Genomic DNA, 13,408 nt, shown 5'->3' with positions numbered 1-13,408 from the left:
TCTGAACATTGGTCGCAATAAAATAGCTACTCCCGAAAGAGAGGCCAGCTCCAACGTCGTTCTGTCAGGTTGAGCTCACATGGGTCTGATAATTGGTGAGTTTGGGCATAGTCTGCTATGCGTCGCCTATAATCTTCACCAAACGCACCTTTTAGGAACCAACCATTAGGCAAGTAGCTTGCGTGCCCATTTATTGTCGGTAGATTAATTTCTGATGCGACAATCATGGCCATTACGTCGCCGTTGATCCACGTCAAGGAGTCCTGATCATAGACGCGTCCAGGCCAGAAGGGCGATATTGCGGGCGGATCAATAATGTAGAAGGATTTGCAGTTCTCTGGTGGAGATGGGATCGAATCGATAAATCGGGCAATGGATCCTGTTTCCATCCGCGCCATATCTAGGGTAGAGTATTGCTCAAGAATCACTGATAAGCCTAGCAAAAATGCGATAATGATTGAATATTTTGCTACTCTGAGCTGAAGCCACAATGCAATAACGCAGGCGGCCGGAAGTGCAAGTAGAAGGCTTATGCGATTAACAACCCGAATAGCTGCGGCGCCAGGTACAATTTGGTAGATAATTTCCCAAGGAGAGACGCTTCCAAAGCGCATTTGAGCGATATATAGAGTTGATATTGCAATGACAGCGCAAATGATTGCTGCGCGAAGGCTTCGCGAGAGTCCGCGTGTCCACCAGTTAACGGAGATGGCGGCTGCGACAAAGCAAATGGTCATTAAGGGCGTGAATGCTGAATATCCGGATATCTCTAAGAATGTACCTTGCGAGGGGGCGTATATGGTGGCGTTTATTAAATCTGACCATAGCCAATTCTCGCCGGCCAGCCCAAGGAAACCGCCTGGAAATGGCAAAAGAAAGCGGACTATCTCGCTGAATGGTTGCCCTCCGGTTTCAGCGAGTTTCGGAGCGTAGAGCCATAAGAAGCAATAAAGAAAGGGCGAGGCTACTAAAACGGCGGCGATGGGCGTCAACCACATGCGGTTTGTGCAAAATTTCGCTGTGGTGCTCGCTAGGAGTCGTCGGTCGAATAGCGCCAGAGCGATCACGCCGACAATAATAAAAACACCAGTAAACCAGGCCATGTAGAAAGCAGTCATAAGCCAACTGCCGAACAAGAGGCCGATTCCACCTCCGATTAAAATGCCTTTGAGGAGGGCGCCTTCCTCGGCGGAACGAAGCAGTTCGGCAAGTAGAATGAGTTCAAAAGGCGTCAAGCCAACCAGCGAAAGTTGTGTGTTCGAAACTGCATAGGCAGCCGAGTGCAGAACTACCGTCAATGTGGCTGCAAAGGCTGCAGAAAATACTGATCCACTTAAATATCTCCTGAAAAATATCCACGTACATAAGAATCCAATTATTCGAAAAATTATATGTGAAAGCTCTTGTGCTATCAATGCATCCAGGCCGAGGCTTCTTATGCCGGAAAATGTAAGACCGAGAAGGAGATATGTATCGTTGTATCCCATTGTACGTTCGATGGGGTAAAAAAATTGGCAGTATGCCAAGGAGAAGCGCCGTGAATCACGTTTCTCCAATGTTCGAGTAGGGCGAGTTGAAGCGCTCCATCTTGGTCATCTGCGCTGACTCGAGTAAATTCTGAAAAAATTACATCATTCATTAAAAATGAAATAGAAAAAATTGCCAGTACGAATAGAAGTATGGCCTCTAATATGATATGCTTGCGCAGCATGCAGTCGGTCTCCTTTTTCAAGGGGTGTTGGTTTGTTCCAGGACAATTATCGCTGATGGCGTTGGTGATCAAAGGAGCGGATATAATTTTGATGTAGATCTTCCGTGAAAGCTGGTAGCGGAAGCGCATTGCGCATATAACGATAATATAACCTAGGGTGTCTATAGTGAGAAGTTGATCAATCTTGGAGTGAGGTGAGGGCTGCGAGGGCGATAGCGTATAGGAAGTCATTCAGCCTGGCTTGGCGTGGCGGGGGTGACTGACGTTGAGAATGCACGCCGACTCTGTTCATCAAAGCGTCGAGGACGTGTCTTCAGAGCTGCCGGGGATCGATGCCTGAAGTGGTTGGTGGAGGAGGCGTGTTCGGCCAAGCAGTTCTGCTCGTCGGTCGCCTGTCTTCAGCACATGCAGGATATTGCTGACAACGTGCCGGTCATCAACCCTGCGTCGGGCCGCCTCTTTGGAAGGCGCGGCTCGATTAACGCCCGTGCTTTATCGTCCAATCAGAGAAGCTCTGCTCATCAGAGCCTCTATCCCAAAAGACGAAAGCGAAGCTGAGTTACCAAAACGTTACCAGCCCGATAGGGTTTTGATCTCAAGCGAAACCTGGTCCGCTCGCTTCGAACGGAACAAGACGGCCCGAACGGTTTCTAGAGCATGCCCCGTTCAAATTGAATCAATTTGAGCGAAAAGGACTTGACCAACCTATTGAAGCTCGAGCCATTTCTTGTCGCTCAGATGTTTTCATCTGATCGGAAAAGGCTCTAGTCTAGTCCGCCTCTCCGACCTGTTCAATCCGCGCAGAGAGCTTGCCGCTGCGCGTGAGCGGATCGATGCTGCCGTCGATCCGGCCCAGACGGATCAGGCCGCGCGAATAGCCGAAATCGCGGTAGAACAGGGCGAGGTTGCCCCATGGGGCGAAGTAGGTGATGTCGCCCACGTCGGGATCCATGCCGTCCGGCATTCCCTCGGTCGACAGGCGCTTGGGCAGGTCAGCCACCTTCTCGGTGTTGTGGTAGTCCGAAAGCGTTAGCTCCAGCGGCAGCAAGGTCGCGAATTCCCGTCCAGCGGGCGTGTCGTCGAGCGTCCCGTTGAGCTCGACGCCATCGATGATAATGCGAATTTTCATGTCGTCCTCCGCCGCGATGGCATCGTCTGCCCTCCCCATCGAAGCCAGGCCGGCCATGGCGGCGGCGGCGAAAGCGATCGCCAAGTACACTGGACTCCGCTTCATCGTGCTCATGCCTTTGTGCTGATGGGCCGAGGCTGCCCTTGCTCCCAAATCATATGGGAAATCCTCCATTTCGGGCCAGCGCGGCAGATCTGCAAACACTGATGAGCAGGGCTCATCGATCTCGCGCGACGGCGACGACGACGGCGCCGAGGATCGAAAAGCCGGCCGTTGCGAGCACGGTCTCGTTCCAACCGGTCAGAAGTCCCGGCAGGCCACCAACGTCGGCCCCGTGGGCAATCAGAACGGCGCCGAGGGTTATCCCAATGGCCGAGCCCAGATAGCGGGCGGTGTTGTTGGCGCCGCTTCCCATGGCCGTGCGATCCTGCGGCACGGTGGCGACCGCCTGCCGGCCGAGGGCGGCGTTGAGGACCCCGTTGGCCGCGCCCGCCAGGAACAAGCTCGGCAGGACTTGAAGCACGCTGCCCTCGGCCGACGGGGCGTAGAGCATGAGCTGCGCGATGGCGCAGGCGGCAAGACCCGCCACCAAAAGCAAGCGCGGCGTGATTCGTTCCGGGATCCAACGCGCGCCGAGCGCGGTGACGACGCTGGTCGCCGACCACGCGCACAGAACGAACGCCGCCGTCAGCGCTGAACTCTCCAGCGTACGGGTCAGCAATGTCGGCACCAGCGACATCGTCGCCAGGACGCCCGCGCCCGAGGCGAACGCGGCAAAGGTGGCGCCGGCGAAATCGGCATGGCGAAACAAGGCCAGGTCGATGATCGGATCGCGGTGTCGCACCTCGACCAGGATAAAGACGAGGATGGCGAGAAGGCCGCCGGCGAAAAGCAGGAGGACGGTCGGACGTACCAGGCCAAGCCGCATTTCGGTGAGGCTCGACATGAACATCGCAAGGCCGGCCATCAACAACGCGGTTCCGAGCCAGTCCACCCGCCGGGGCGCGTTCTCGTCTTCATGGGGTACCACGGCATGGCCGGCGAGGAGCAGCGCGAACGCCAGCAGGCCCGTGCTCCAATAGGCCGCGCGCCATCCGCCGAACGCGGTGCACAGCGCCGCCAGGATCGGGCCGATGGCGACGCCGGCGCCGAGCGCGGCGGCCCAAATCCCAGTCGCGCGGACACGGGGCCGTCCCGCCGGAAACACCACGCCGAGAAGCCCGAGACCGCAGGCAATCACGGCAGCACCGCCGAGGCCTTGGGCAATGCGCGCCAGAATGACGACCAGCGCAGTCGGCGCGGCGGCCGCGATCATCGAGGCCACAGCCATGACGCCCAGTCCCCACAGGAAAACGATGCGCCGTCCGCGATCGTCGCCAAGCGCGCCGGCGCCGAGCAGGCCGGTTGCCGCGCCCATGGGCATGGCGGCAAGCAGCCAGGCTTCCTGGCCGGCACTTGCGCCGAGCGCCTGAGTCGTCGGCACGATCGTGGCGAGCGGCGTGGTGAAAATGATCAGAACCAGCGCCGTGGCCACGGCGACGACGGCAAGGGTTGCCGTATCGCCGCGGTCGCGGCGCGGCGGGTGCTGGCGCAAGGCGGATGCATTGGACATGAGGTGATCCCTAGGGGCGGACGGGCGTCACGCGTCCAAATCTGCGATGGCGCCAAGCGATTGCTCGAAAAAAGTGTGCCGGAGCGGCCGGATGGCCGCTCCGGTGTCTGGACGTGCGGTGTGCCGGAAGGCGGGCGAACGGGGCGTTGCCTTGATCCGCCGGGCCGGCTCTTTGGGTGCGGCGATCGCGGCGATCTACTCGGCGGGGGCGCCGTACTGAGCGTCGGTAACCGGTTCCATCCAGACCACGTTCTCGCCGTCCTCGAACTGTTGGATGGCATAGTGGGTGACGGCCGTTCCGTCGGTCGCGCCGTGCCAGTGCTTCACGTCCGGCGGACACCAGACCACGTCGCCGGCCTGCATGACCTGCTTCTCCTGGCCCTCTTCCTGGACCCAGCCTGTTCCGTCGGTGACGATCAGCACTTGGCCGGCCGGGTGCGTGTGCCAGTGGGAGCGCGCCCCGGGCAGAAAGGTCACCTTGCCGCCGTTGACCACGAACGGATCCTGATTGGAGAATACCGGCTCCACATAGGCGGTGCCGGTAAAGGTGTCGGACGACGCGATCATGCCGTCGCGACTGCCGCTCTTGGTGATTTCCATATTCTGGGCGAAGGCACCGGATGCCAGGAGGACGGTGGCCAATGCGGTGGTGGTCGATCTCAGCATGGTCAATCTCCTTCGATGATTGGTGTTTCGCGTCGGTCGGCTGCGCTCAGCCGTGCACGACTTCGTGGCGCAGCCAGACCACGCCGCCGTCCAGCGCCTCGCAGGTGGTCAGGCACAAATGTTGTCCGGCTGCCGGCCGGCTGTCGGGCGGCCCCTGGTGCTCGAAAATGGTGGGAACGCCGGAAAGGCCGTCGATCGCCGGGCAGATCAGGGTGCTCACCTCATCGATGAGGCCGGCGGCCAGGAAGGCGCCGTTGGTGATGCTTCCGCCTTCCAGCAGCAGGTGCGTGACCGCGAACATGTCGGCCACCGCCTTCAGGGCCGTGCCGAGCTCGCGTCCGTCGGCACCGGCGAAGACATAGGAGACGCCGGTCTCGCGCAGGCCGGCGAGATAGGCGTCGGAAACCCGCTCCGACAGGATAGCGACCGCGTGGTCGCCTTCGATCTCATCGGCGGCGTAACCAATCCGCCCGGAGGGATCGATCGCAACGGCAAGGTCGCGCCCGTTGCGGTTCGCGCGGTGAGGTGGGCGGACTTGCGGCGTGTCGAGAAGGTCCGGCGGCGCGCCTTCGCCGGCGATCTCGGCCATGGTCTTGCGGCCCACGATCCAGCCCTCCGCCCCGAAACGGTCGGCGATGGTGTCATAGTGACGATGGATTAGGCCGGTGATGGTGCCGTCGACCGGATCGCTCCATCGGGAAGGATGAAGCCTTCCGTCGAGCGACGTGATCATGTGGCACGTGATCTTCGGGCGCATGGTGCCTCGCTCAACCTATTGAATCTGGAACCATTTCTTGAGGAGCAGAACGGGTCGAGAGCGTGGGCGAACACACGGGGAGCCGGATGGTCGCACGATCCAGCGTGAACACCCTTCTAACGCTCCGGAACAGAGAAACGCCTTTCCCGTCCGGTGCCGCGAGACGGCGGCACCGGTGCGGACGGGCGCTCTTCTGCAAGAGGTCAGGTCAGCCGGCGTAGTCCGCGTCGCTGACCTTTTCCAGCCAAGTCACGGTCGAACCGTCCAGGCTCTCCTGGATTGCAATGTGCGTCATCGCCACCTCCGGCGAGGCACCATGCCAATGCTTTTCACCGGCCGGAAACCAGACGACGTCGCCGGGGTGGATTTCCTCGACGGGTCCGCCTGCGCGCTGAACGCGCCCGACGCCCTGGGTGACGATCAGCGTCTGACCGAGAGGATGGGTGTGCCAGGCCGTCCGTGCCCCCGGCTCGAACGTGACCGACGCGCCGGCAACGCGGCCGGGCTCTTCGGCGGCGAACAGGGGATCGATGCGGACGCGGCCGGTGAACCAGTCATCCGGGCCAGGATTGGACGGTTTCGAACCAACGCGAGTGATGTTCATCGGAGAACCCTTTCTGTTTGTCTCCTTGCACGGGAAAAGTAGGTCGCCAGGAGATCTGGATAATGGGGCGCGATGCGCTGGCACTTATGAATCACATTCACGAACCGCCGTCTCAGCGAAGGTGCTCGAAGCGATAGATCAGCTTCGGTCCGCCCGGCTGCTCGTAGGCGAGCTCCGCCGTCACCATCGCAAACGGCTCGACGAAGCGTGCGCTGCGCAAGGGGCCGGTATCGAGCGGCTCGTATCCGGCATCGCTGATAAGCGTGCGTGCGAGCTGTTTCGCGGACCTATCGTCGCCGTAATAGAGAAGCTGTGGCCGTGGCGATGTCTGGCGCATCTCGAAGACGTCGAACAGTGCTTCGCTCGGGCTCGTGTTGAAGGCACAGACCAGGCGCGCCTGGGGAAGCTTGCGGGCCAGTTCTTCGGCCCCTGACGTCGTCGTTCCGACCACCAGATCCTGGTTGCGAAGATCGAGCGGCACGCAACAGTTGACCACGACCTTGTCCGCCAGGTTTCCCGCTTGCGCCAAAACATCGTCGACGCGGGACCAGTGCACCGCGAGAAGCACGGCATCCGCCTCTCGCGCAGCATCCGCCGGAGAGCCGGCGCGGGCTTTGGCCTGGCGCGCCAGGCGATCGAGCTTGTCGGAACTGCGGGAATAGCTGAAGGCGACGTCGTGTCCGGCGCGCGCCCAGATGGTTCCGAGCTTGCCGCCCATAAGGCCTGAGCCGAGGATGCCGATCTTCATGGTCGTTCTCCGAGCGAAGCGGATTGGCAGCGATATCACATCCTTGCCGGTCGGAAATGTCGCTATATTTGCAGAAGTTTCATGAAGGCTATTCACCAATGCTCCGAGAGAACATTGTCGACCTGATGTCCTTGATCGTGGTCGCGCGCGAGGGGAGTTTCACGCGCGCGGCCGCGCAAATCGGCGTTTCGCAGTCCGCACTCAGCCATTCCATCCGCGGGCTCGAAGAGCGGCTGGGCCTTCGCCTGCTGACCCGGACGACCCGCAACGTGACGCCGACGCCGGAGGGCGAACGCGTGCTGGAGCGCATCGCGCCCCATCTGGCCGAGGTGGAAGCCGAACTCGAAGCGCTGATTGAGATGCGGGACCGTCCGGCCGGCATCATCCGCATCACGGCCGACGGCTACGCCGCCGAAACCCTGCTATGGCCGAAGCTCGCTCCCGTGCTCAAACACTATCCCGACCTCAAGGTCGAGGTGGTGATGGACTACGGCCTGACGGATATCGTGGCGGAAAAATTCGATGCCGGCGTGCGCCTGGGCGAGCAACTGTCGGAGGGCATGATCGCCGTCCGGATCGGCCCGGACTTCCGGATGTTGGCCGTGGCCTCTCCTGCCTATCTGGAGGGGCGCGAGCCGCCTCAGTCGCCGCAGGATCTGACCGGCCACGTCTGCATCAATCTCAGGCTGCCCACCCATGGCGGCCTGTATGCGTGGGAGTTCGAAAAGGACGGCCGCGAACTGCGCGTGCGGGTGGAGGGGCAACTCACCTTCAACACCATCGGTGCGGTGGTCGAAGCCGCACTTGAGGGCTACGGGATCGGCTTCGTGCCGGAAAGCCTGGTGCGCGGCCATGTCGACGCCGGACGGCTGGTAACGGTGCTGGAGGATTGGTGCCCTCCGTTTCCGGGCCATTATCTCTACTATCCCCACCGCCGCCAGACCTCGCCGGCCTTCCGCGTGATCATCGACGCCTTGCGCCATAGGGAGTAAGGGGCGCGACGCGATCCGCAAGACGACGGTTGCCGGTAACAGGCCCGCGCATCTGCGCGAGACCTGGAACGAGCACGCGGCGGAATGCGGGCGTGCCGGTCAGCCTTCGCGGCTTTCAAACACGTCTTTCGCCACCGGCATGGCGGAGAACACGTTCGGCCAACCGGCATAGAAGGCCAGATGCGACAGCATCGCCGATGCTTCGTCCTTGCTGAGCCCGTTGTCCATGGCACGGTTGAGGTGGAACGTGATCTGCTCCACGTGGCCGGACGCGATCAGGGCCGCCACCGTCACGAGGCTGCGATCGCGCGGCTCCAGCCCGGGCCGGAGCCAGAGGTCGAGGAAGAGAAGCTGTTCGGTGTTGTCGACCACGCCCTGCGAGACGTTCCCGTAGGTCTCTTGCACGAAGGACTGACGGGAGGCCTCGGCCTCTTCGTCGAGCGGCAGCATGGTGTCGGGATCGACGGCGGGGAGCTGATTGGCGGAGACGTTGCGATCCTCGAACACGTCGGCGGCCTCATCGACGGCGGCCATCGCGTTTTCCCAGCCAGCATAGAAGGCGAGGTGGGTGATCGTCTCCGAAATCTCCGCCGGGGTTACGCCGTTTTCGAGGGCGAGGCGGATATAGTCGGACAGCTCGTCCGTCTGGTTGCGGGCGATGAGCGCGGCGACCGTTACCAGTCCACGGTCGCGCTTGGACAGGGCAGGGTCCTGCCAGACGCGGCCGAACAGATCGTCCTTGGTGTAGGCCTGGAGGACGGGGGAGACCCTGGCGAGTTCCTCCTGGTCGATTGGAAGGCGGTCCTGGGCGAGGGCGGCCGAGGTGGCCAGCGACAGGCTGCAGGCGATTGAAGCGATCTTAAGCATGGTCACTCCTGTTCGTTCAGACTAGGTCATCCGAACGGGACGTGCTGCAGAGCAGACTGGAAAATCGGTCCCGGCCTGCGCTCGCATCCCGCTCAAATCCATCCAAAGCGATCACGTTCCATGGTTTCGGGCCGTTGAGACCCCAAATCCTTGTGATCGAGAGGCCGCGGCCGCCAGGATCGGCGTGGCGTAGCGCTTGCCGCCACTACAAATGGCGCTTGGACGGCGATGGATTAGCGGCCCGTGGCCGATAGAACTCATGAGAAGGATTCATGACCTGATAGGTCAGGGATTTGGTCTTCATTTCGCGCCCTGGATCTTGCCGGTAGGCGAAAGCGTTCGCGCGCGAAGAAGAAGCGCCGAGATTGGTTCCCGCCATACTCATGAGCGCGCCTCATCGGTCATATGATCCGAAGGCCAATTCAGACCGCACTTGCGTCTCCTAATTTTCAGACCTTGGAATGTTTCGAATTTTCCACGGCCTGTCGACCAGCCGAAGGAGCGCCATATGAGCCCGCCGATCGAATACGAACTCCGCCGACGGACCTTTCTGGCCGGTGCTGCCACTCTGACGGCTTCTACGGCCCTTCCGTGGACGGCAAACGCGAAGGAAAGCGGTATGCAGACTGCAAACGCCGAGCCGGTCGGTCCCGAAACGTCACGCATTTCCCTGCGTGTGAACGGCGAAAGCCGTACGCTCGAGCTGGATAACCGGACCTCGCTCCTGGATGCGCTGCGCGAGCACATGGGTCTGACGGGCACCAAGAAAGGGTGCGACCACGGCCAGTGCGGCGCCTGCACCGTCTCGGTCAACGGGCAACGCATCAACTCCTGCCTGAGCCTGGCGGTGATGCACGAGGGCGACGAGGTGACGACGATCGAAGGCCTTGGCACGCCCGACGACCTCCATCCGATGCAGGCGGCTTTCGCAGAGCATGATGGGTTCCAGTGCGGCTACTGCACACCCGGTCAGATCTGCTCCGCGACGGCGGTGCTTGAAGAGATCAAGGCCGGCGTTCCGAGCTATGTGACCGGCGATCTGACGGGTCCGATCGAGATGTCCGACGCAGAGATCCGCGAGCGCATGAGCGGCAACATCTGCCGCTGCGGGGCGTATTCCAACATTCTCGCGGCGATCAACGACGTGGCGGAGAGCTGAGCCATGAGAGCCTTTTCCTACGAGCGGGCAAACGATCCAGCGCACGCCGCGACCCGCGCCGCAGCGGTCTCCGGCGCCAAGTTCATCGCCGGCGGTACCAACCTTCTCGACTTGATGAAGCTTGAGATCGAAACGCCGGCTCACCTCATCGACGTGAGCGGGACCGGACTTGAGCGCATCGAGGAGACGGCGGACGGCGGGCTTCGCATCGGTGCCTTCGTCAGCAATACCGATCTGGCGGCTGACAGTCGCGTACGGCGGGACTATCCGGTGCTGACCCGCGCCCTCGTCGCCGGCGCTTCCGGCCAGCTTCGCAACAAGGCGACCACGGGCGGCAACCTCCTGCAGCGCACGCGCTGCCCGTATTTCTACGACACGGCTCAACCCTGCAACAAACGCGACCCCGGCGCTGGCTGCGGTGCCCTCACCGAAGGTGCCTTCTCGCGCCAGCTCGGGATCATCGGCACGTCTGATGCCTGTATCGCGACCCACCCTTCCGACATGGCTGTTGCCATGCGGGCGCTCGACGCGAGCGTGGAAACGGTGACCTCGACAGGGGCCACGCGGCGGATTTCGTTGGACGAGTTCCATCGCCTGCCCGGCGAGACGCCCGAGATCGAAACCGTTCTCGATGCCGGCGAGATGATCACCGCGGTGACGTTGCCGGCCCCGATCGGCGGACGCCAAGCCTATCAGAAGGTACGCGACCGCGCGTCCTATGCCTTCGCGCTCGTGTCCGTTGCGCTTGTTCGCCAGCCGGACGGAACCGGCCGTGTGGCGCTGGGCGGTGTCGCACCGAAGCCCTGGCGCCGCGCCGACGCCGACGCGGAACTGCCCAACGGCGCCCATGCCGTGATGGCAAAGCTTCTCGCCGGCGCCCGGCCGACGGAGGAGAACGCCTTCAAGGTCGCGCTCGCCGAGCGCACGCTTGCCGCCATGCTCGCGGAGGACTGAGACCATGGAATTCAATCGACCGGCAGGACAGAACCTCTTCGACAAGGCCCGGATCGTCGGCAAGCCGCACACGCGGGTCGACGCGCCATTGAAGGTTACCGGCACCGCGCCCTACGCTTATGAGCGCAACGATGTGGTGCGCAGCCATCTGGTCGGGTATCCGATCGGCTCGGAGATCGCCAAAGGCAAGATCACGGCGATCGACGCTGGCGCGGCACGCAAGGCGCCGGGCGTCAGGGTCGTCATCACCACGCTGGAGATCGAGCCGCTCGGCATCTGGAACTACAATGTCGCGCGGCTTTTCGGCGGCAATGTCGTGGAGCACTACCAGCAGGCGATCGCGGTCGTCGTGGCGGACACGTTCGAGCAGGCGCGCGCCGCCGCGCATCTCGTCAACGTGACCTACGAGATCGACGAGGACGCGGAGTTCGATCTCGACGCCGCCTTTGCGCGCCTGGAAGGCACCGGCGAGCCGAGCACGAATGTCGGCGACTTCGACGCCGCTTTCGCGGATGCGCCGGTCACGCTCGATGAGATGTACCGGACGCCGTCCCAGACCCATGCCATGATGGAACCGCATGCCTCGATCGTCGACTGGTCGGACGGCGGCGAGATGACCGTCTGGACCTCCAACCAGATGATCGAGTGGAACCGCCAGGCGCTCGCCACCACCTTCAGCATCGACCCCGACACGATCCGGGTGGAAAGCCCCTATATCGGCGGTGGCTTTGGCGGCAAGCTGTGGCTGCGCGCCGATGCGGTGCTCGCCGCGCTTGGGTCACGCGCGACCGGACAGCCCGTCAAGCTCGCCTTGCCGCGGCCGTTTATGATGAACAACACCACTCATCGCTCGGCGACGGTGCAGCGCATCCGTCTTGGCGCGACCCGGGACGGCAAGCTGACGGCGATCGGCCATGAGGCCGCCTCGCACACCCTGCCGGGCGGCCGCGGCGAGAATGCGACCGCCCAGACGCCCTATTTCTATGCGGGCGAGAACCGGCGCGTGATGCATCATCTGGTCGATATGCATCTGCCGGAAGCCTCCGACATGCGTGCGCCCGGCGAAGCGTCGGGCCTTATGGCGCTCGAAATCGCCATGGACGAGATGGCGGAGAAGCTCGGCATCGATCCGGTCGAGTTCCGCATCCTCAACGACACCCAGGTCAATCCGAGCAAGCCGTCGGTTCCCTTCTCCGAACGACACTTCGTGGAATGTCTCCGGCGAGGGGCGGAGAAGTTCGGCTGGGCCGATCGCAACATGACGCCCGGCGGCCGGCGCGAAGGTCAATGGTTGATCGGGCACGGCATGGCCGGCGCCTATCGCGGGAACCTGACGTTGCCGTCCGGCGCCCGGGCGAGGCTTTCCGACGGCAAGCTCATCATCGAAACCGATATGACCGATATCGGCACGGGTTCTTACACGATCATCGCGGAGACGGCGGCCGAGACCATGGGCTTGTCGATGGACGCCGTCGAGGTGCGTCTCGGCAACAGCGCTTGGCCTGTTTCCTCCGGTTCAGGCGGGCAGTTCGGCGCCTCGAGCTCGACCGCCGGCGTTTATGCGGCCTGCCTGGCGCTGCGCGACGAGATCGCGGAGCGGATCGGGGCCCAGGAGGCGGAGTTCCGGGATGGCAATGTCGTTGCCGGAAACACCGCCACGCCGCTTTCCGAGATCGACGGCGAGCTTGTGGGCGAAGACACCATGACCTTCGGCAAGTTCCACACCGAAGAATATCTGATGGCAACGTTCGGCGCCCATTTCGTCGAGGTCGGGGTGCATATCGGCACCGGCGAGACGCGCCTGCGCCGCATGCTCGCGGTTTGCGATTCCGGCCGTATCCTCAACCCGGTGACCGCGCGCAGCCAGGTGCTCGGCGGCATGGTGATGGGCATCGGTGCGGCGTTGTCGGAGCATCTCGCGACCGACACCGGCCGCGGCTTCTTCGTCAATCACGACCTCGCCGGTTACGAGGTCGCCGTCCATGCCGACATTCCGGAGCAGGAGGTCGTGTTCCTGGACACGCTCGATCCGGTCGCAACACCGCTCAAGTCGAAGGGTGTCGGGGAGCTTGGGATTTGCGGCGTCGCCGCCGCGATCGCCAACGCGGCCTATAACGCCTCCGGCGTTCGGGTGCGGGACTATCCCATCACGCTCGATCGGATGATCGATCGCCTCCCGGCGATTTGAACGGAAAGGGCTTGCTCCGGA

At 62.4% G+C, this 13,408-nt stretch carries 12 protein-coding genes; 4 read left to right on the top strand and 8 right to left on the bottom strand.

Annotation, left to right across the window (positions count from 1 at the left end; all coding sequences use genetic code 11):
• Positions 1–26 precede the first annotated feature (26 nt).
• The 7 genes from HNS03_RS07375 to HNS03_RS07345 all read right to left on the bottom strand — a co-directional run bounded on the left by HNS03_RS07375 (position 27) and on the right by HNS03_RS07345 (position 7,227).
• Positions 27–1,487, bottom strand: a complete 1,461-nt coding sequence (locus HNS03_RS07375; RefSeq protein ID WP_367194137.1) for a hypothetical protein — start codon at positions 1,485–1,487, stop codon at positions 27–29.
• 993 nt (positions 1,488–2,480) lie between these two features.
• Positions 2,481–3,044: a cyclophilin-like fold protein gene (locus HNS03_RS07370; RefSeq protein WP_367194135.1), complete on the bottom strand. Its 564-nt coding sequence runs from the start codon at positions 3,042–3,044 to the stop codon at positions 2,481–2,483.
• Between the two features lie 13 nt (positions 3,045–3,057).
• On the bottom strand, positions 3,058–4,452 hold the full coding sequence (locus tag HNS03_RS07365; protein WP_367194134.1) for an MFS transporter: 1,395 nt from the start codon (positions 4,450–4,452) through the stop codon (positions 3,058–3,060).
• A gap of 195 nt (positions 4,453–4,647) precedes the next feature.
• A complete protein-coding gene (locus tag HNS03_RS07360) occupies positions 4,648–5,118 on the bottom strand; it encodes a cupin domain-containing protein (protein WP_367194132.1) in 471 nt (156 codons plus the stop codon).
• A gap of 46 nt (positions 5,119–5,164) precedes the next feature.
• A complete protein-coding gene (locus HNS03_RS07355) occupies positions 5,165–5,875 on the bottom strand; it encodes a dihydrofolate reductase family protein (RefSeq protein ID WP_367194130.1) in 711 nt (236 codons plus the stop codon).
• A gap of 208 nt (positions 5,876–6,083) precedes the next feature.
• A complete protein-coding gene (locus HNS03_RS07350; RefSeq protein WP_367194129.1) occupies positions 6,084–6,479 on the bottom strand; it encodes a cupin domain-containing protein in 396 nt (131 codons plus the stop codon).
• Between the two features lie 112 nt (positions 6,480–6,591).
• The gene (locus HNS03_RS07345; protein ID WP_367194127.1) at positions 6,592–7,227 is read right to left on the bottom strand and encodes an NADPH-dependent F420 reductase; all 636 of its coding nucleotides are present in this window, start codon (positions 7,225–7,227) and stop codon (positions 6,592–6,594) included.
• A 98-nt stretch (positions 7,228–7,325) separates the two neighbouring features.
• Between HNS03_RS07345 and HNS03_RS07340 the strand changes: the two genes are divergently transcribed.
• A complete protein-coding gene (locus tag HNS03_RS07340) occupies positions 7,326–8,219 on the top strand; it encodes a LysR family transcriptional regulator (protein ID WP_367194125.1) in 894 nt (297 codons plus the stop codon).
• Between the two features lie 99 nt (positions 8,220–8,318).
• Here the strand turns inward: HNS03_RS07340 and HNS03_RS07335 are convergent, their stop codons facing one another.
• Positions 8,319–9,086 (bottom strand): carboxymuconolactone decarboxylase family protein, encoded by a 768-nt coding sequence (locus HNS03_RS07335; RefSeq protein ID WP_367194123.1) that lies wholly within the window; start codon positions 9,084–9,086, stop codon positions 8,319–8,321.
• A 508-nt stretch (positions 9,087–9,594) separates the two neighbouring features.
• On the opposite strand from HNS03_RS07335, the gene paoA reads away from it, so the two are divergent.
• Genes paoA through paoC form a run of 3 tightly spaced genes read left to right on the top strand, consistent with a single transcriptional unit; the run spans position 9,595 to position 13,387 of the window.
• Positions 9,595–10,245 (top strand): aldehyde dehydrogenase iron-sulfur subunit PaoA, encoded by a 651-nt coding sequence (paoA, locus tag HNS03_RS07330; protein WP_367194122.1) that lies wholly within the window; start codon positions 9,595–9,597, stop codon positions 10,243–10,245.
• 3 nt (positions 10,246–10,248) lie between these two features.
• The gene (locus HNS03_RS07325) at positions 10,249–11,199 is read left to right on the top strand and encodes a xanthine dehydrogenase family protein subunit M (RefSeq protein WP_367194120.1); all 951 of its coding nucleotides are present in this window, start codon (positions 10,249–10,251) and stop codon (positions 11,197–11,199) included.
• A gap of 4 nt (positions 11,200–11,203) precedes the next feature.
• Entirely contained in the window at positions 11,204–13,387 is a 2,184-nt protein-coding gene (gene paoC, locus HNS03_RS07320; protein WP_367194119.1) for an aldehyde oxidoreductase molybdenum-binding subunit PaoC, read from the top strand.
• The last annotated feature ends 21 nt before the right edge of the window (positions 13,388–13,408 follow it).

The organism is Amorphus sp. 3PC139-8 (assembly GCF_040750475.1).
GTDB lineage: Bacteria > Pseudomonadota > Alphaproteobacteria > Rhizobiales > Amorphaceae > Amorphus.
Note: the sequence above shows the minus strand (reverse complement) of the source record. Positions and strands in the feature narration are given on the sequence as shown.